We start from the raw sequence: 18744 nt of genomic DNA, 5'->3' as shown, positions 1-18744 counted from the left end.
GGGACAAGGGGTTGAACGAGAGAGGGAGGCGCAGGCCTCCCTCTCTTTTTTTTGCCCGGGGGATCAGGCGGCAGACGACGGGGCATCGGTCCCGCTCGCGGGAGAACCTATGTAGCGGGCCCGCTTGTGGGGCTTGATGCGGCTCACGTCCACCCACACCAGGCCGTCGATGCAGTGGTTGAAGTCGGGGTCTATGCCAAAGTCCATGAACTGCACGCCCCCCGGTTCGCACAGCTCGGAATACTGCTTGTAGAGGGTGGGGATGGCGCAGCCCAGGTGGTCGAGGCGGGCCTTGAGCGCCTTGAGATCGGCGCCGTAATCGGTCCCCTCGAACAGGGGCGCCGTCTCGGGATAGGGGCGGCGCGAGGGGGCAAGGGCAAGCTCGGGGGCGAAGTGCTGGCGGTAGAAGCCCACCAGCAGATCCTTGGCTGCCGGCGGCAGGCTGCCGGAGAGGGTCACAGGCCCGAACAGATACCGATACTGGGGGTAGCGGGCCAGGTAGGCCCCTATGCCGAACCAGAGGTAGTCGAGCCCCCGCTTGCCCCAGTAGGCGGGCTGGATGAAGGAGCGGCCAAGCTCGATGGCCTGCTCCAGCCGGGGCAGCAGCCTCTCTTCAAACCCGAACAGGGTGTGGCTGTAGAGGCCGCTCACCCCTTTGCGCGCCAGCAGCTCGGCCACGGGGGCGAAGCGGTAGGCCCCTATGATGTCGAGGCGGGCCGGATCCCAGAGGATCAGGTGGTGGTAGTCATCGTCGAAGGCATCGAGATCCCGCCGTCTGCCCGAGCCTTCCCCCACGGCGCGAAAGGCGATCTCCCGCAGGCGCCCCAGCTCGCGCAGTATCACCGAATGGCCCTGCTCGTGGCGGCGATAGAGCAGGATGCGCTGGCCATCCAGGGTCTGTCCGAGCAGCTCGCAGCCATCCATGGCCTGCTTGAGCTGACGACGCTCCTCCGGCAGGGCTATGGGGGCCTCGGTTGCCAGGGGGCCCCTCTTCCCCTTGCCGAGGCGATAAAGGTGGCGGCGCACCAGGGCGGCCGCTGTCTTGGGGGCGAGCTCCCCGAGACTCTGGGGCGGGATGCGCTCCCCCAGGGTGAGGGAGGTGCGCCGTCCCTGCTGGCGAAACAGCTGGCGTACCAGCAGCAGGGCGGAGGCGGGCTTGTGGAGCCAGGAGGCGAGATAGAAGGGGAGGCCGTTGCGCCCGCCCAGATGAATGGGCACCAGCGGGGTGCGGGTGCGCCTGGCGAGCTTGATGAAGCCCCCCTGCCAGGGGCCGTCCTTCACCCCCTTGGGGCCGAGGCGCGACACTTCGCCGGCGGGGAAGATGATGAGGGCGCCCTCCTGGGCCAGGTGCTCCCCCATGGCCAGGATGGCGCGCCTGTCGGTCTTGCCCCCCAGGTTGTCCACCGGCAGCAGCAGGGGACGCAGGGGGCGGATCTCCGCCAGCAGCTGGTTGGCCACTATCTTGACGTCGGGGCGGATGCGGCCGAGCAGGCGCAGCAGGGCCAGCCCGTCCAGGGATCCTATGGGGTGGTTCGCGACTATCATGACCCGGCCGCTGGCGGGGATGTTCTCGAGCTCGGCCTCGCTCACCCTGTAGTCAAAATCGAGGGTGGCGAGGGCCTGCTCGACGAAATCGAGGCCGCGCAGGTGAGGATGGCGCTCGGCAAACTCGGCGAAGGCTTCCTCGTTGAGCAGCCAGCGCAGCCCCTGCCGGAGCAGGGGACTGATCAGGGGTTGGCTGGTGAGGCGGGGCAGATGCTGCCCCAGCAGGGTATCGACGTTGAACATGGGCAAGGCTCCGCGGAACGTTGCCTCAGGGTGCCGTTCCCCGGTTTCCCCTTTGTGGCAGCGCCGTGACGGTTTGATGATAGGGGCGCAGGGCCCCGCTCAGACCGCCGTTACTGCTCTTACCCGGCCCGGCCTTCAGGACGGCGTCACTGCTCCCGCCAGGCCGAGGTGAGCCGCACCAGGGCCACCAGGGTGGCGACCGCCTTCTCCATGGATTGCAGCGGGATGAACTCGTGCTTGCCGTGGAAGTTGTGGCCTCCGGTGAAGAGGTTCGGACAGGGCAGCCCCATAAAGGAGAGGCGGGCGCCGTCGGTGCCACCGCGAATGGGCTTGATCTTGGGGACCACGTCGGCGGCCTCCATGGCGGCCCTGGCAAGCGTGATGATGTGCATGTGCGGCGCTATCTGGCTGCGCATGTTGCGGTAGTTGTCCTCTATCGTCAGCTCGATGCGCGCCTTGGGGCAGTCGAGCTGCAAGGAGGCGACCCGCTCCTTGAGCTGGGCCTTGCGGGCGGCGAAGTGGTCGTCGTCGAAGTCGCGAATGAGGTAGTGCAGGGTGGTTTCCTCCACAGTGCCCTCCATCCTGGCCAGGTGGAAGAAGCCCTCATACCCTTGCGTGCACTCCGGAGTCTGCTCGGGAGGCATCTCGGCGTGGAAGCGGGCGGCCAGGGTCTGGCTGTTGATCATGCTGCCCTTGGCGGTGCCGGGGTGCACGTTGTTGCCTGTGATGCGCACAGTGGCGCTGGCGGCGTTGAAGTTTTCATACTCCAGCTCACCCAGTTCACCCCCATCGACGGTATAGGCCCATTTGGCCGGGAATCTGTCCAGGGGGAACAGATCGGCGCCGCGGCCTATCTCCTCGTCCGGGGTGAAGCCTATCCAGAGATCCCCGCGGGGGATCTCTGGGTTGGCCAGCAGGTACTGGGCGGCGGTGAGGATCTCGGCGATGCCCGCCTTGTCGTCGGCCCCAAGCAGGGTGGTGCCGTCGGTAGTGATGAGATCCTGCTCCAGGTAGTTTTTCAGGCAACGGTACTGGCGAATGGCCAGCACCTCGTCCCCCTTGCCAAGGCAGATGTCGCCCCCCTGATAATTCTCGACTATCTGGGGCACCACCTGCGCGGCCTCGTAATCGGCGGTATCCATGTGGGCGATGAGCCCGATGGCTGGCGCCTCTGGCTGGTTGCCCGGCAGGCAGGCGGTGAGATAGCCGTGTTCATCCAGGGTGACCTGGGTCAGCCCCAACTGCGTCATCTCCTCGAAGAGGGCGCGGGCGAAGACGAGCTGGCCCTCGCTGCTGGGGCAGGCAGGATTGGTCGCATCGGAGCGGGTATGAAAAGTCAGGTAACGCAGAAAACGCTCAAGCAGGGTATCCATTGGCAGGCCTCAAACCACAAAAGAGGGACCATTGTGGACAAGACGGCCAGCCTGATTATTGCGTCAGCGCATTTTTTGATGAATTTCTTGGGCAGGGATCCCGTGGGGGGCGCTGGGGGAGGGGGCCTAACCTGAAGGTGTTTTGAATAAAAATTCCGAATTTAAAACTGGTCATGCATATGCGAAAGGGCTGAATTTCCCCCCGGCCCAGCACTGGCAAGGGGTGGGGGAAAATGGCCGGTTCCCCTGTTATTTTCAGGGCCTATTCCGAGCGGCCTCATCCCTCGCCATCCCAGAGCCAGCCTTGCTGGCAGCAAGATTTGACCCATCAATCAAAACCCGTTTTTTAACACGATTTTTTATTGTCAGTGGCGCCGGTAAGTGTGTACACTCCGCGCCGATCCGAGGGTAACCCTGAGCAGGCAGAGGCCGCCAGACACCGACAGGATCAGACGCCTATAGGGCGAGGCACGCAGAAACGACAGACACTGCTGGGGAATGGTTTCTTTAATACCGGTTAGGCTCCGGTATCAGGGAGAACAACAGACTCTCATCACCTACTGACCGAGTGGGCCAACGGCTCATCATCTTCCCTTGTCATGGGCGGTCACTGGCGTTGAGCGGGCTGTGGTGGTTGTCGTTTATCAACACGCGTGCGTGCTGACGTCTACCCTTCTCTTCCTTGAACCTCTCTCCTTCTGTCGGGATGGCTGCCGAATGATGAACGAACGGCGTGGCTGATGCCGGTTGTCATCAAAGTACCGCGGTGCCCCATTAGAGTGGCACCGCATACCGTTGAGCTTGATGTAAAGCCACCAGCCCCACATCAAGACTCGTTACTTCCCAAGATCCACCAGGCAGCCTTGGCTTGCCGCGATGTGCAATAGATGATCTGGCTGTGACAAGGCCCAGGGTCAGGCGACAACGCCTCCCCCGCTGGCCGTGACGCACCGGGTGCCCGCAGGCAGCCTTTGCTCGCCGCATGTTGCAATCGATGGTCTGGATGTGATTGAGGGTAACGAAGGCGGCCTTCTGGCCGCTCATTTGCGAGGCATAGCCCATGACTAACTGGTCCAGCAAGGACTCCTTGAAGGTCTACAACGTTCCCTACTGGGGTGCGGGTTTTTTCAATATCAATGACGCCGGTCATGTGACCGTCTCCCCCGACAAGTCTCGTCCCGGGGCGCATATAGTGCTGTCCGAAGCCATCGAACAGCTGCGCCAGTCCGGACTGACTACCCCGGTATTGCTGCGTTTCCCCGACATCCTCAAGAGCCGGGTCGATGCGTTGTTCAACGCCTTCGGTCAGGCCATCGAGAAGTCAGGCTATGAAGGGGACTACCTGTGCGTTTACCCGATCAAGGTAAACCAGCAGCGTCGCGTCATCGAGACCATCAGTCAGTCCTACAGCGACAAGCCGCGGCTTGGGCTGGAGGCCGGCTCCAAACCGGAGCTGCTGGCCGTGCTGTCCCATCATCATGAGCAAGGTTCGGTGATCGTCTGCAACGGTTACAAGGACCGCGAATACATCCGCCACGCCCTCCTGGGCAACCTGATGGGCCACAAGGTCTACATAGTGGTGGAGAAGCCCTCCGAGCTGGAAATGGTGCTGGACGAGTCAGTTCGCCTCAACATCAAGCCCAACATAGGGGTGCGCGCCAAGCTCGCCTCCACCGGCTCCGGCATGTGGGAATCGAGCGGTGGCTCCATGTCCAAGTTCGGCCTCTCCGCCTCCCAGATCCTGGCGCTGGTGGAGCGTCTGCGCAGCCTCGGCAAGCTGGACTGCCTGCAACTGCTGCACTTCCACCTGGGCTCCCAGATCGCCAACATCCGCGACATCCAGGGCGGCATCCGTGAGTGCGGTCGTTTCTATGCCGAACTGCGCCGCCTGGGCGTGCCCATCGACGTGGTCGATGTGGGCGGCGGCCTGGGTGTGGACTATGAGGGCACCCGCTCCCAGAGCCACTGTTCCGCCAACTACAGCCTGTCCGAGTACGCCAACAACGTGGTGTGGGGCATCGGCGATGTGTGCCGCGAGTTCGACCTGCCGCACCCGACCATCATCAGCGAGTCCGGCCGTGCCCTGACCGCCCACCACGCCGTGCTGGTCACCAACCTGATTGGTGCCGAAGGGGTGGAGGTGAACGACATCAGCGCGCCGGATGAAGACGCCCCGACCATCTTGCAGAACATGTGGAAAGGCTGGCTGGACCTGCGCGGTGAAGATCCCTCCCTGCTGGAGATCTTCCACGATTCCGTGGCCGACCTTGGGGATGTGAACACCCAGTTCACCATGGGTCTCTTGAACCTGGAGCAGCGCGCCTGGGCCGAGATGCTGCACCAGAACACCTGCTTGGCGCTCAAGGAGCTGCTCAACCCGGTCAACCGCAACCACCGCGCCCTGGCCGACGAGCTCTCCGAGAAGCTGGCAGACAAGTGCTTCGCGAACTTCTCCCTGTTCCAGTCCCTGCCGGATGCCTGGGGCATAGGTCAGGTGTTCCCCGTGATGCCGCTCACCGGCCTCGAGCGTCCGCTCACCCGCCGCGGCATCCTGATGGACATCACCTGTGACTCCGACGGTCAGGTCGAGCACTACGTCGACGGTCTGGGTGTCGAGAGCACACTGCCGATGCCGGTCTACGGCGAGAACGAAGAGTGCCACGTCGGCTTCTTCCTGGTGGGTGCCTACCAGGAGATCCTGGGGGATCTGCACAACCTGTTCGGTGATACCCACTGCGCGGAAGTGTGGCTCGATGACGAAGGCAAGATGGACATCCGCAACGTGGTGCGCGGCGACACCGTCGACCAGCTGCTGCGTTACGTCAACATCGACCCCTCCGTCATCCGCGAGAACTACCAGCGGATCGTCTCCCACCCGGCGCTGGACGACGCGACCCGCAAGGCCCTGCTCGACGAGCTGGAGCTGGGTCTGCAAGGCTACGCCTATCTGGAAGACGAATAAGCCACGGGCTGGTTCGCCCCGTCGCGGCAAAGACGGGAATGAAAAACGGCGCCTTCGGGCGCCGTTTTTGTTGTCTCTCCGGCAAGGTGCACAATGCCTTGTTTACAAGAGGATGAAAGTCACCCCAGGTTAGCCAGGGCTGGCCGGTGAGCATCCTCGTCTTTGCTTCTGCCCTGTCTGAAGGCGTGCTGGAGCAGTACCAGGGCCACCCCCAACATCCCGCCCAGCATTGTGGTCAGGACAAGGATCAACGGACGTTTCGGTTTGTCTCTCGTCAATGGCTGGCCAGGTGTATCCAGATAAGAGAATGGACGAAAGGCCAGGGCATCAATGCGGATGCCTTCTAATCTGGCAAGCTGAACCTGCAGCTCCATTATCTCCGGCATATATGCTTCTGGCTTGAGTGACTTGAGGATGGCCAGTTTTTTAGCCAGCCCGTCTTTTCCAAGCATGATGGGGAAGCGATCACCGTAGCTGAAATTTTCCAATGGTTTATTCACCCCGGCCGCATTGGCGATACTCATGCTGTATTCAATGTTTTTAATTTCTTTGGCCAGCGCGCGCCTTGCGTCTTCCGTTTTCATCCTTATTCTGAGCAGGAGAGCACTGCGCTGGCTATTTCTATTATTTTCCAGGGCATCGCACAGCTCGTTATTTTGTAATGAAACGATGTAATTCATATATCCCGTCAAAAGTGAGGCAGCCTCCTCTTTGTTAAAGAAAGAAAAAGAGAGGCGTATGCCCGGCTGTTCCCCCTTCTTGTCTGCAGGCTCGAGCAGCATCCACTCTGACCATGTTCTCAATAGCCGCTGCTGCGCCAGAGGGCTCAGGCCCTGTTCCACTACGAATTGTTTAAATTGGGAGCGGCCGCGCAGATAGCTGCTGATATTGTCGTAAGACTTGAATTCCAGTAAGAAATCATTGTAGAGGGCATTATTGCTCTTGGGGCCGGCCAATCCTTGAATGTCGAGAGCGGTTCTTAGGCGATCGAGCTCCAGCGTGTCTCGCTGTTTGGGTTTATATATGATGGCGTGAGCCGTCCACTGCTCGGGAGTGACCATGGCATACAATAATCCCATGCTGCCACAGATCAATGCGCTAATAAGGATGCAGCGCTTTTTCTGCCACAACAATGCGAAAAGTGTATAGAGATCTATTTCATCGTCGGCCCTTGTTATCTGCAAGGGATAACCCGCTCTACGGGGGTTATTATCATTCGTCGCCAAATGGCTCATAGATTGTCACCGATATATGTCATGTAGCATTTGGCGCTCATTCCCACAGGCCCAAAGGCGGAGGCAAGGTCGCAGCACGGAGGAGATCCGGGTGGGATACTGGTTGATTTGCCATCGACTTTTCGAACATGGCGTGTATTGGTCGGTTATGTAGCCGTCTGCCCTGGATGCCCATGGTGGTGGCACTGGCTGAACCCGGCTGCATCTCAGGAGGATCAAGGTGGTCATCTGTCGTGGCACAGTCCCGTTGATGGGGGAGGGAGATTGTCCTTGCCACCACTCCTGCACCAGATCAGGCAATCTGTTCCAGTCGTACCATGGGATATCCGTGAGCAAGAAGGGGCTGCACCGCCGTACGCGGCACTAATTGATTAGAGCACCGGCTGTCTGTACGTGAACTGTACTGAGCCGCAGATCCCTCCGCGGCTCGGCTGCCGTGGGGAGGGGTGAGTGGATGGGAAAATATGACGCAGTGGGAGCCCTCTGCCCCGTCAGGCCGGTTCAGGCGGGCAGGCCGTACGACGCCGGCAGTGGCGCCTTGCAGTGAGCCAGCAGTTGCTCCCCCGCCATGGGGCGCCCCAGCAGATAGCCCTGCAGGGTGTCGCAGCCGAGCTGGGTCAGCAGGGCGCGCTGCTCCGTGGTCTCCACCCCTTCGGCCACGATGCGCATCCCCAAGGCCTGGCCCAGGGCTATGATGGCGCCGATGATGGTGGCATCGTCCCCCTCGTGCTCCAGGGTGGCGACGAAGCCCCTGTCTATCTTGAGTTCGTTGGCGGGGAAGCGTTTGAGGTAGAGCAGGCTGGAGTAGCCGGTGCCGAAGTCGTCGATGGAGATGCCAAGCCCAAGCTCTGCCAGGCGATTGAGGATGGCCAGGCTCTCCTCGGCGTTCTGCATGGCGGTGGATTCGGTGATCTCCAGGGTGAGGTGGCGCGCCTCGAGCCGGTGGCGGCGCAGGGCGGCCTCCACTTCCTCCAGCAAGCCGGGGCTGGCCAGCTGTATGGTGGAGAGGTTCACCGCCACGCTCCAGTCGTGATGACCCGCCTCCCGCCAGCGGCTCATCTGACGGCAGGCCTCATCCAGTACCCAGTTGCCGATGGGGATGATGAGCCGGGTCTTCTCCGCCAGGGGCAGGAAGCTCGCCGGGGAGATGGCGCCATGGTGCGGGTGTTGCCAGCGCAGCAGCGCCTCGGCACCGACCACTTCGCCGCTGTGGACGCTGTACTTGGGCTGATAGTGCAGGGCGAGCTGCCCCCGCTCCAGGGCATGGCGCAGCTCCTTTTGCAGCAAGAACTGCTGGTGGGCGTTGGCATTCATGGCGCTGTCGAAGTAGTAGTAGTCGTTGCGCCCCCGCTCCTTGGCGTAGTACATGGCGGCATCGGCGTTGAGGGTCAGCTCGTGCAGGCTGGTGCCATCCTGGGGATAGACGGCGATGCCGATGCTGGCAGTGATGTGCAGGCTGTGATGCTCCCAGGGATAGGGCTGGGCCAGGGTGGCCAGCAGCCGCTCGACAAAGGCCGTGGTCTGGGTGATATCTCCCGGCGCCAGGGCCAGCACGAACTCGTCGCCGCCAAAGCGCGAGGCGGTGTCGCTGGTGCCGAGCAGCCCGGTGATCCTCGTCGCCACCTCGGCCAGCAGTAGATCCCCGGTGTGGTGACCGTGGGCATCGTTGATGATCTTGAAGCCGTCGAGATCGAGAAACAACAGGGAGAAGCTGCGCTGATTGTGCTGGCACTCCTGGATGCGCTGCTCCAGCCGGTCGGCAAACAGCAGCCGGTTCGGCAGCCGGGTCAGGCTGTCATGGAGCGCCAGCTTGAGCAGCTCGTCGTGGGCCAGGTGCAAGGAGGTCGAGAGGCGGGCGGCGTGGGCATCCAGCATGGAGAGGACCAGGGCGATGGCGAACACCGCCAGGGTCACCAGGATGATGACGGTCGCCAGCCACTGGGTATTGAGGCCTGTGTAGAGGGCGCCGCACAGGCTCCCCTCGGGGAACTGGGCGGCGGCCATGCCGGTGTAGTGCATGCCGATGATGGCGGCCCCCATGACCAGGGAGGCGAGGGCCTTGCTGAAGAAGGCGCGCGGCGAGCTGTTGCGCAGGCGAAACGCAATCCAGAGGGCGGCGCCGGAGGCGAGCACGGCGATGAGGATGGAGAGGACGAAGAGGCCGCTGTGGTAGTGAATGCCGGGCTCTATCTTCATGGCCGCCATGCCGATGTAGTGCATGGTGGCGATGCCGGCCCCCATCAGCAGGGCGCCCCCCGCGACGTGGCGCCAGGGTAGCTCGGGGCGGCTCACCAGCCAGAGTGCGAAGGCCGAGGAGCCGATGGCCGCCACCAGGGAGAGGCCGGTCAGGGTCAGGTCGTAGCCCAGCGCTATGGGCAGGTTGAAGGCGAGCATGCCGATGAAGTGCATCGACCAGATGCCAAATCCCATGGCGAAGGCGCCCCCCGCGAGCCAGAGGGCGGCGGCCCGTCCCTGACTCTGGCTCACCCGGCTCGTCATATTCAGCGCCGTGTAAGAGGCGAGCACCGCCACCAGGATGGAGAAAAACACCAGATCCTGGCTGTAATAACTGTCGAGCATGGGGTGGGTCGCGGTCACTTGATTCACTCTGGGATGGATAACGGCCTGAGCCATGGCCGGGCTGGGAAATCGGGTGGCAGATTGTACACCAGGGGTGCCCCAAACCGGCCAGCGATACGCACCAAAATGGGCCCAGGATCAGAGTAAAAACACTGAATTTACCCCTTGATGGCAATGCCCTCCCGCCCCCTATCCAAAGGCGGGTTCCAAATTTTCCCGCTTGAAAAACAGGGGTATGGAAAATCTGGGAATAGATCGTTCCGGTCGTGACCTGTCATTGAAATACTGCTCGGGGAGAGTCCTGGAGGCGCTTTGTAGTGCTGGGCCCCATTCATGTGAGGCGCTTTGGGCATGGTAATTGTTGCCGTAGAGTTGCGTTCACCATGACCATTGGGATGTGATGTCACAGTGCCATATAGGTATCTGGCTTCGTCTGTGCCTTGGTTGACCCTCCACATCTGTTATCATGCGTCTCCCGCTTTCGTTATCTCGTTGAACCTGCAGGAGAAACCATGTCTCGAACCCTATATTTGCTGCGCCACGGCCAGACCCGCTATAACGCCGAGCTGAGGCTGCAGGGGCGTTGCAACTCGGATCTGACCGCCAGAGGCGAAGCCCAGGCCCTCGCCATGGGTGCCCGCCTGGCAGATCTCTTGACTGAGCCCGCGAGCTGGACCCTTTATGCCAGCCCCCTCGGTCGTGCCCGACAGACGGCGGAGCGGGTATGCCAGCAGCTTGGATTGGATAAGGAACTCATCGTCTGGGACGAACGGCTGGTGGAGCTGGGCATGGGGGAGTGGGAGAGCCGCCGGGTTCCTGAGCTGTTGGCGGCCCATCCCGAGCTCGATCTGGAAGAGCCGGATTGGTATCTGCAGGCCCCGAATGGAGAGAGCTTCCAGAGCATTCAGCGCCGGGCCCATGCATGGCTGCAGGACGAAGGAATTGCCAAGCAGGCCATCGTCGTCTCCCACGGTCTGTTCGGCGCCATGCTGCGCGGCGCCTATGCCGATCTCGACTACACCACCACCTGGCTGCAGGAGCTGCCGCAGGATGCCTTCTTCAAACTCAGCGGCGGCCGCATAGAGCGGATTGCCTGTTAACGATACGAAGGCGGCCTGTCCTTTGTTGGGCTCTGTTGTGATTGGTCGTTCAACCAACCGCCAATTTGGCAGCTTCTTTCCACATAAAGGGCGGCATCGGGGTAGTGAGACGCCATTTAATGTTCATCGGTTGGCTGCCGCTGTGGGAGACGTACTCCACTTCACCAAAGTTCACGAAGCCGAGGGTTCGTCCAAACTCATCTCTATTCTGCTCACGGACGAACAAAAACAGGCGCTTCCCCTTCTCCTTTTGTTCGATGTAACTCAAACCCTTGCCACGATCGGGGCGAGCGCTGTTTTGACTCTGCCAATGGAAAAGCGACTCGCTGATGGCGTAATCGTGGTAGCGCGTGGTGGGGGAGAAGTGTTTCTCCGTTTTGTTCAAGGTCACAAAGAGCAACTCGATATTTTGCTCTGCGATGACGAAGACACCCTCACGGGCTAAGGGCTGCTGAGCAAAACGGGTAGCGCCAAATCCCACCAAAATCTGCTCTCTGGCATAACGAGCATGCAGTCGCAACGGGTTGCCGGGAAGATGAGGCATAGCTAATTGCTCGTGTTGCACTCGGTTGATCAACAGGGCTAGCAGATCTGCCAGCTCAACCCTGAGCTCCGGGTGTTCGAGCCGCTTAAGGCTCTGCGCCAGGGTGGCGAAACCCGCCTTGGGACCGCTCTGTTGCCAGAAGTCGTAATGGCACATCAAGGCCATGCGTTCATCTTGTTCAGAAGGGGGGGAAAAGTGTCCTGCAGCCAGCTCTTGCAGAAATTGCAAGTAATGGAGCGCATCACAGCCGAGCAAGCGGGTGTTAATGGCACGGGTGTAGAGGGTGTGTAGCTTATCGTCGGTGAACTCAGAAACTGTGTAGTTGTGTGCTTGCTTGACCAATGCGCTCCAGTTGCCGCGTTTGTAGACCTCCCCAAGAGTGATGTGAGGGTAAAACCTCAAAAAGTTCGCCAGGGTCAGCGGCAAATCACAATCCTGTGAGAAACGGCGGATCAGACCAATCAACCGTGCCGTATTAAGGGTGGCTTGGCGGATATTATTCAGTATCAACTCTTGGGTCTGCTTCGATAGCTCGATGCGACAACCCAAGGGGGCATGAGGGAAGCCCTGCTTGATTTCGTGGCTAATCGCCTTATTGGTTTTGCCAACCAGTGCTCGGAATTTTTGGGCAAAGTCATATTCCGCACGGGCATTGCCGACAAAGTCCAGCACTGTGCAGCACTCTTTATCGTTTGCCAGTCGCAGGCCACGTCCTAATTGCTGTAAGAAAATGGTTAGGCTTTCCGTTGGTCTTAAAAACAGCAAGGTATCGACTTCCGGAATATCGACACCTTCGTTGAAAATGTCCACTACGCAGAGAATGTTGATAACGCCAGTGCGCAAACCTTGTTGTTTACTATGCCGCTCGTCGCGGTTATCGCTGGTGAGAATGTCCGCCTTGATGCCCTTGAGTAAAAAGGCCTTACACATAAAGTCGGCATGGTCACGGCTCACGCAAAATGCCAGTGCTTTGATCTTGGTAATATCGGTGACGATCTCATCGAGGCTCTGGACTATTTTCTGCACCCGCTGCTGATTGTGGGTGTAGATATTGGTGAGCTCGGTGATGTCATAGCGGCCATTTTTCCAAGGGACTTGGCGTAAATCTGTATCATCGTCGATGCCAAAATATTGGAATGGACAGAGATGGCGACGATTGATGGCTTCTGGTAGGCGGATTTCGGCTGCGATCACGCCACAAAAATCGGCGAGAATATCACCGCCATCGTGGCGCTCAGGAGTGGCTGTCAATCCCAAGAGAATGTGAGGGGAAAAGGCGGCGAGCAAGCCACGATAACTGGCCGCCGTAATATGGTGAACCTCATCGATAACGATGTAATCGAAGTAATCAGGGCTAAGACGCAAGTTCGGTAGTTGATTATTCAAGGACTGCACTGAAGCAAAGAGTTGCTTGTAGTGGTTTGGTGTCACACCGCCAACCATCAACTCGCCAAAGTGAGACTGTTTAAGTACTCCTCGGTAAGCCGCCTGTGCCTGGCGCAAGATCTCCTCTTTATGGGCGACAAACAGCAACTTGGCATCGGGTTTTATTTTCAGAAAACGAGCAAAATCAAAGGCTGAGATCAGCGTTTTGCCTGTACCGGTTGCCGCAACGATCAAGTTACGAAAGCGTTGATGCAGAGAACGCTCCATTGCCAGTTGCTCAAGGATCTCCTGCTGATGAGGGAATGGTGTGATATCAAAGAAGTGGGCAGGATTGTGCTTGTCACCGTCGCTACGGGCTTCTTGTAGAGCATGCTGTAATTTTGTTCGGCTTTCGAGCTTGCCATCAAACAGCTCAAAATCATCGGATTCCCAATAGGTTTCAAAGGTACTGAGGGATTTCTCAATGATATGGGGGATCTCTTGCGAGGTGATTTTAAGGTTCCACTCTAATCCACTGGTGAGGGCTGAATGGGAGAGGTTAGAGGAACCTATATAACCAGTATGAAAGCCGGTCTCGCGATAAAAGAGATAGCTCTTGGCATGCAAGCGCTCACGTTGAGTGTTATAGCTGAGTTTGACTTCGGTATTAGGTAGGTTGGCTAAAAACTCTACTGCTTTGGCATCAGTGGCCCCCATATAAGAGGTGGTGATGACTTTTAACTTGCGGCCACTACGGGTAAATTCTTCCAGCTCATGGCGGAAAATACGAATGCCTGCCCATTTGATAAACGAGACCAGCCAGCAGATGCTATCTGCAGATAATATTTCCCGTTTAATCTCTGATTCCATCGACAAGCCCGCATTGCTACCGCAAAACAACTCACTTTGGGTCAGCCCAGTCAGAGGAAAAATATCCTCAGCATATTGCTTTAAATTGGCGGAGAGGGGGTTATCCAGTGCATAGAGGGCGGTGAGGATGTTGCCTTGGCTGCTAATCAGGTTTTCTTCAACAAAGCCAGGGTCTTGAATGTGATCTTTCAACCAGAGTAGTAATTGATTGGCCAGTTCAATCTGCCGTTGTAGTTGATCATCCCCAGCGGCTACCGAGCCCACCGCATATTCCAAAATGTGGCTAAGAAATCGAGATAACCAGACGGCAGCTTCGGAGGGGTCAAGCTGGCGCTCTCCTACGTAAAAGCGATCTCGGTCGAGTCGGGATGCCAGCAGTTGAGTAATGAGCTGTTCATAAATACCGCATTGTTGCATCACTATTGACCTTGAGCTTGTACATGAGGATGGTGGGAAGAGTATCATTTTTCGTAACTAAATCAGTAAGCTGTTGCCGCCTGTTACTCGTTTGAAAATCCATCAGGGTTTTAGCGGTGCAGAGCAGCAAAGCCAACCACAAGGAGGTGGTGATGGATCCGGTTTCCTATCTTTTTTCGGCTTATCTCAACTTGGTGCAGCAGCAGGTGACGGATATCTATGGCACCGAGGTCAAGGCGCTGGTGGTGCAGTATGAGGGGGAGCAAGTCCCCTTCTCTTATCAGCTCTGGCAGATCAAACAGAACAGCGTCTGTCGTCCCTATGAGCAGGATGTGCGGCGCTTTAGCCAGTGTACGGTCAAGGCAAGGGCGCTGTTTGGCAAGCTGTGCGATGAGTTATCGCGACAGGATGACAGTAGCTGGCAGCTCCCAAAGTACCGCACCATGTACTGCTCGGCCGCCATCGGCTATCGCCCCATGATTGCGGAGATCGCCGATGCCAGGCAGAGCCCGGCGAAGCTCGCGGAGCGAGCCTGCAATCAGGCCATTCTGGCGGCCATGGAGAGCGAAGACGAAGCCCTGCTTGCCCAGCGCGACAAGGCCTGTGCCGCCGTGCGATAAGGCGTATTCCCCTGATAAAAGAAATGCTTAGGGATAATGGATGTGCGCCAAGGCACAGTCTTTGCCAAGGGGGCTGGCTATGATGGGGCGCTAATCACCACCACAGGGAGGAAGCATGATCAGCCATATCGACCATCTGGTATTGACGGTCAGCGACATAGAGCGGGCGGTGGGATTCTACAGCCGCGCCTTCAAGATGGAGCCCATCACCTTCGGGGCCGGGCGCCGGGCCCTGCGTTTTGGCAACCAGAAGATCAATCTGCAACTGCTGGGGGAGGAGCCGCGCAACCGGGCACAGGTAGGTTCGGGGGATCTCTGCCTCATCACCCGCTGGCCCCTGGATCAGGTGATGGCCCAGCTCGAGAGCCAGGGGGTCGAGATAGTGGAGGGGCCCGTGACGAAGAGCGGCGCCTGCGGCCCCATCGAATCTGTCTATTGCCTGGATCCGGATCAGAACCTCATCGAGATCAGCCGCTATCGCTGAGTCCCCCGACGCATCATGGCCGGTTGTCCTCCCCTTTGGCGAGGGCCCTGCGCAGTAGAGGGCGCAAGCTGAGCACCATGCCGGTGAAGAGCAGCAGATAGCCCAGGGGCAGCAGGGCAAAGGGCTCGTGCAAGAATCCCTGTGCATCCACTGTGGTGCCAAGCAGGTTGAAGGCCACAAAGCAGCCGAGCCCGGCCAGGAGCAGAAGGGCGCCTATGGTCGTTGTCATCTCGTTCTCCTCGTTCGCCTATGGAAGAGGGGTGAGGATGTCATGGCTGGGTGAAGTGAGCGTGAAGTGACGCCGGGGCACACTACCGGCGATTGCCCTGATGAAAGCCACCTCGATGCAGATAACACAACAGGGCAGCCATGGGCTGCCCTGTTGCTTTGGGGGATGTCACGGGGAAGGGCGTGACTAGCAGACCCCTTGCGCCAGCATGGCGTCGGCCACCTTGACGAAGCCGGCGATATTGGCGCCGCTTTCGTAGTTCACATGGCCCTCGCCATCTTGTCCGAATCGGACGCAGGTGGCGTGGATGCTGGTCATGATCCCCTTGAGGCGGGCGTCCACCTCCTCCCGGGTCCAGGAGAGGCGCTGGGCATTCTGGCTCATCTCCAGGCCCGAGGTGGCGACCCCACCGGCGTTGGCGGCCTTGCCCGGGGCGAACAGCACCCTCGCCTCGTGGAAGACCTTGATGGCGGCGGCGCTGGAGGGCATGTTGGCCCCCTCGGCCACCAGTTGCACCCCATTGGCGACCAAGGCTGCGGCATCCTCTGCATCCAGCTCGTTCTGGGTGGCGCAGGGCAGGGCGACGTCCGCTTGCAGGTGCCAGGGAGTGCGACCGGTGAAGAACTCCAGCCCCAGCTCATGGGCGTAATCCGCCACCCGCTTGCGCTGCTCGTTTTTCAGTTCCATCAAGCGGGCCAGCTTCTCGGGGGTGAAGCCGTCCGGATCGTAGACGGTGCCACCGGAGTCGGAGGCGCTGATGACACAGGCGCCCAGGGCCATCGCCTTCTCGATGGCGTATTGGGCGACGTTGCCCGAGCCCGACACCGAGACCCGCATGCCGGCCAGGGACTGGCCACGGTGGGCCAGCATGGCCTCTACGAAGTAGAGCAGGCCGTAACCGGTGGCTTCCGGGCGGATCAGGCTGCCGCCAAAGGAGAGCCCCTTGCCGGTGAAGACGCACTCGGCGCTGTTGGTGAGCTTCTTCATCATGCCCGCCATGTAGCTCACCTCGCGCCCGCCCACCCCGATGTCACCGGCCGGTACGTCGGTATTGGCCCCCAGGTGGCGATAGAGCTCCAGCATCAGCGCCTGGCAGAAGCGCATCACTTCCCCCTCGCTCTTGCCCTTGGGATCGAAATCGCTCCCCCCCTTGCCGCCCCCCATGGGCAGGGTGGTGAGGGCGTTCTTGAAGGTCTGCTCGAAGGCGAGGAACTTGAGCACCGAGAGATCCACCGAGGGGTGGAAGCGCATGCCCCCCTTGAAGGGACCTATGGCGCTGTTGTGCTGGATGCGGTAGCCGCGGTTGACCTGCACCTGACCCTGGTCATCCACCCAGCTCACCCGAAACTGGATGAGGCGCTCCGGCTCCACCAGCCGCTCCAGCAGGCCGTGTTGCAGGTAGCGGGGGTGACGTTCCACATAGGGCCAGATGGAGGCGACCACCTCGCTCACGGCCTGGATGAACTCCGGTTGGTGGGGGTTGCGGCTGGCCACCTGGGCCAGGAATGCCTCCTGAGAGAGGGAATGACTCATCTGTAACTCCTGTAATAAAGGGAAATTGGCCTCTTGCCAGAGAAGGGTCGGCGCCGCACCCCGCTTTATATTCGACGTTGAAAGTGAATACGGATAAAAATTTGTTTCTTGGTGGCTATTGCCGACAATGATAGCGATGACACCGCTACATGGCCGAAAAGAGCGTGATAATTCGCGCTGACGAAAATCTTTTTATGCATTTTTGGTCAATAAATAGCAAGTTTTAGTTCATCCCTCTCTATGGGTATCCTTCGACGCTCTCTGCGGCCCTGGGCCTGTCGCTCCAGGCGGGGCAGGGGAGAGGAGGGGGGGAGCATGGGCAAGATGAAGGGGCGAAAGGACAAAGGGAAGCTGACCTGCGAGGCGGCATCCACCGGGCGGCGGTTCTCTTCGGGGCGGATAGCAGGATCCGGTGCACGGGGCGGGGCAAGGGATGGCGCAATATGCTACTGTAGCGGCGTTTTTTGATGGGTTTATTGATGAAAGGGCAGCCTTGCCCTTTTGAAGAGACTTTTTTGCAGGTGCTTTTGTAGATTCTTTTTGTAGATGGAACCGTATGCAGACTAACCCGACCATGACCCGGCTGACTCAGCCGACACTTCTTCTGAACTCCACGATCTGGCAGGTGACCCATGCTGGCCGATGAATCCATGCGCCTGAACAAATACATCAGCGAGAGCGGCATCTGCTCCCGCCGCGAGGCCGACCGCTTCATCGAGCAGGGCCATGTCTACATCAACGGCAAGCGGGCCGGGATCGGCGATCAGGTGTTTGCCGGGGATCTGGTCAAGGTCAACGGTCAGGTGATAGAGGCGCGCGAAGCCGACAGCCTGGTCTTCATCGTGCTGAACAAGCCGGTGGGCATCGTCTCCACCACAGAGGCGGGAGAGAAGGACAACATCGTCGATTTCGTCAACCACAGCACCCGCATCTTCCCCATCGGCCGCCTCGACAAGGACTCCCAGGGGCTCATCTTCCTCACCAACCACGGGGATCTGGTGAACAAGATACTGCGGGCGGGCAACGATCACGAGAAAGAGTACCTGGTGACCGTCGACAAGCCGGTGACCGATGACTTTATCCGGGGCATGGGGGCCGGGGTGCCCATCCTCGGGGCCGTCACCAAGAAGTGCAAGGTGAAGCGAGAGGCCCCCTTCGTGTTCCGCATCACCCTGGTGCAGGGGTTGAACCGCCAGATCCGCCGCATGTGCGAGCACTTCGGCTTCGAGGTGACCAAGCTCGAGCGCATCCGCATCATGAACGTCAGCCTCAAGGGGCTGCCGGTGGGGGAGTGGCGCGATCTCACCGACGACGAGCTGATCGAGCTGTTCAAGCTCATTGAAGACTCCTCCTCCGAGGTAAAACCGGCCAAGGGGGAGAAACCCAAGACCCCGGCGGCGCAAACCGCCAAACCGGCCCAGGGCAAGAAGCCGCGCCGGGACGACGATCACGAGATTGGCGGGCGCCCCAATGTGCCGGGCCCGGAGGCCTTCGAGAAGAAGAGCCCTGCGGGCAAGGGCGGTGCAGGCAAGGTCGCGGCCGGTAAAGGCGCTGCTGGCAAGGGCGCTCCGGCCAAGGGTGGCAAACCGGCTGCGGGCAAACCGCGCTCCCCCCAGGCCGGACGGCAGAAGAAGGGGCGCTAGT

12 protein-coding genes are annotated in these 18744 nt (G+C 59.8%); 5 read left to right on the top strand and 7 right to left on the bottom strand.

Translation table 11 applies throughout. The features are described 5' to 3' along the window. Window positions 1–63: 63 nt before the first annotated feature. Both WIR04_RS13495 and pepT read right to left on the bottom strand, forming a co-directional pair. Window positions 64–1788: a lysophospholipid acyltransferase family protein gene (locus tag WIR04_RS13495; protein WP_338887594.1), complete on the bottom strand. Its 1725-nt coding sequence runs from the start codon at window positions 1786–1788 to the stop codon at window positions 64–66. Between the two features lie 146 nt (window positions 1789–1934). Then, window positions 1935–3161 (bottom strand): peptidase T, encoded by a 1227-nt coding sequence (gene pepT / locus WIR04_RS13490; protein ID WP_338887592.1) that lies wholly within the window; start codon window positions 3159–3161, stop codon window positions 1935–1937. A gap of 1060 nt (window positions 3162–4221) precedes the next feature. Here pepT and speA point away from each other — a divergent pair. Continuing rightward, window positions 4222–6123 (top strand): biosynthetic arginine decarboxylase, encoded by a 1902-nt coding sequence (gene speA, locus WIR04_RS13485; RefSeq protein WP_338887590.1) that lies wholly within the window; start codon window positions 4222–4224, stop codon window positions 6121–6123. Between the two features lie 119 nt (window positions 6124–6242). Here speA and WIR04_RS13480 read toward each other — a convergent pair whose 3' ends face one another. After that, window positions 6243–7358 (bottom strand): LPS O-antigen chain length determinant protein WzzB, encoded by a 1116-nt coding sequence (locus WIR04_RS13480; RefSeq protein ID WP_338887588.1) that lies wholly within the window; start codon window positions 7356–7358, stop codon window positions 6243–6245. Between the two features lie 501 nt (window positions 7359–7859). Next, window positions 7860–9938, bottom strand: coding sequence for a bifunctional diguanylate cyclase/phosphodiesterase (locus WIR04_RS13475; RefSeq protein ID WP_338887586.1), 2079 nt, complete (start codon window positions 9936–9938; stop codon window positions 7860–7862). A gap of 512 nt (window positions 9939–10450) precedes the next feature. Between WIR04_RS13475 and WIR04_RS13470 the strand changes: the two genes are divergently transcribed. Beyond that, window positions 10451–11038 (top strand): histidine phosphatase family protein, encoded by a 588-nt coding sequence (locus tag WIR04_RS13470; RefSeq protein WP_338887584.1) that lies wholly within the window; start codon window positions 10451–10453, stop codon window positions 11036–11038. A 49-nt stretch (window positions 11039–11087) separates the two neighbouring features. On the opposite strand, the gene WIR04_RS13465 is transcribed toward WIR04_RS13470, so the two are convergent. Next, window positions 11088–14234: a DUF3427 domain-containing protein gene (locus WIR04_RS13465; protein WP_338887582.1), complete on the bottom strand. Its 3147-nt coding sequence runs from the start codon at window positions 14232–14234 to the stop codon at window positions 11088–11090. Window positions 14235–14386: 152 nt separating this feature from the next. Between WIR04_RS13465 and WIR04_RS13460 the strand changes: the two genes are divergently transcribed. Both WIR04_RS13460 and WIR04_RS13455 read left to right on the top strand, forming a co-directional pair. Next, on the top strand, window positions 14387–14854 hold the full coding sequence (locus WIR04_RS13460; protein ID WP_338892577.1) for a hypothetical protein: 468 nt from the start codon (window positions 14387–14389) through the stop codon (window positions 14852–14854). A gap of 115 nt (window positions 14855–14969) precedes the next feature. Continuing rightward, a complete protein-coding gene (locus WIR04_RS13455) occupies window positions 14970–15338 on the top strand; it encodes a VOC family protein (protein WP_307764993.1) in 369 nt (122 codons plus the stop codon). 13 nt (window positions 15339–15351) lie between these two features. Here WIR04_RS13455 and WIR04_RS13450 read toward each other — a convergent pair whose 3' ends face one another. Beyond that, complete coding sequence (locus tag WIR04_RS13450) at window positions 15352–15567, bottom strand: DUF3955 domain-containing protein (RefSeq protein WP_338887579.1); 216 nt, start codon at window positions 15565–15567, stop codon at window positions 15352–15354. Window positions 15568–15753: 186 nt separating this feature from the next. Further along, on the bottom strand, window positions 15754–17100 hold the full coding sequence (gene gdhA / locus WIR04_RS13445) for an NADP-specific glutamate dehydrogenase (RefSeq protein ID WP_338887577.1): 1347 nt from the start codon (window positions 17098–17100) through the stop codon (window positions 15754–15756). 632 nt (window positions 17101–17732) lie between these two features. Here gdhA and rluF point away from each other — a divergent pair. Next, window positions 17733–18743 (top strand): 23S rRNA pseudouridine(2604) synthase RluF, encoded by a 1011-nt coding sequence (rluF, locus tag WIR04_RS13440; protein WP_338887575.1) that lies wholly within the window; start codon window positions 17733–17735, stop codon window positions 18741–18743. The last annotated feature ends 1 nt before the right edge of the window (window position 18744 follow it).

Source organism: Aeromonas rivipollensis (genome assembly GCF_037811135.1).
In the GTDB taxonomy this organism is placed as follows: domain Bacteria; phylum Pseudomonadota; class Gammaproteobacteria; order Enterobacterales; family Aeromonadaceae; genus Aeromonas; species Aeromonas rivipollensis.
The sequence above is the reverse complement of the archived record's forward strand: the minus strand, read 5'-3'. Positions and strand labels throughout refer to the sequence as shown.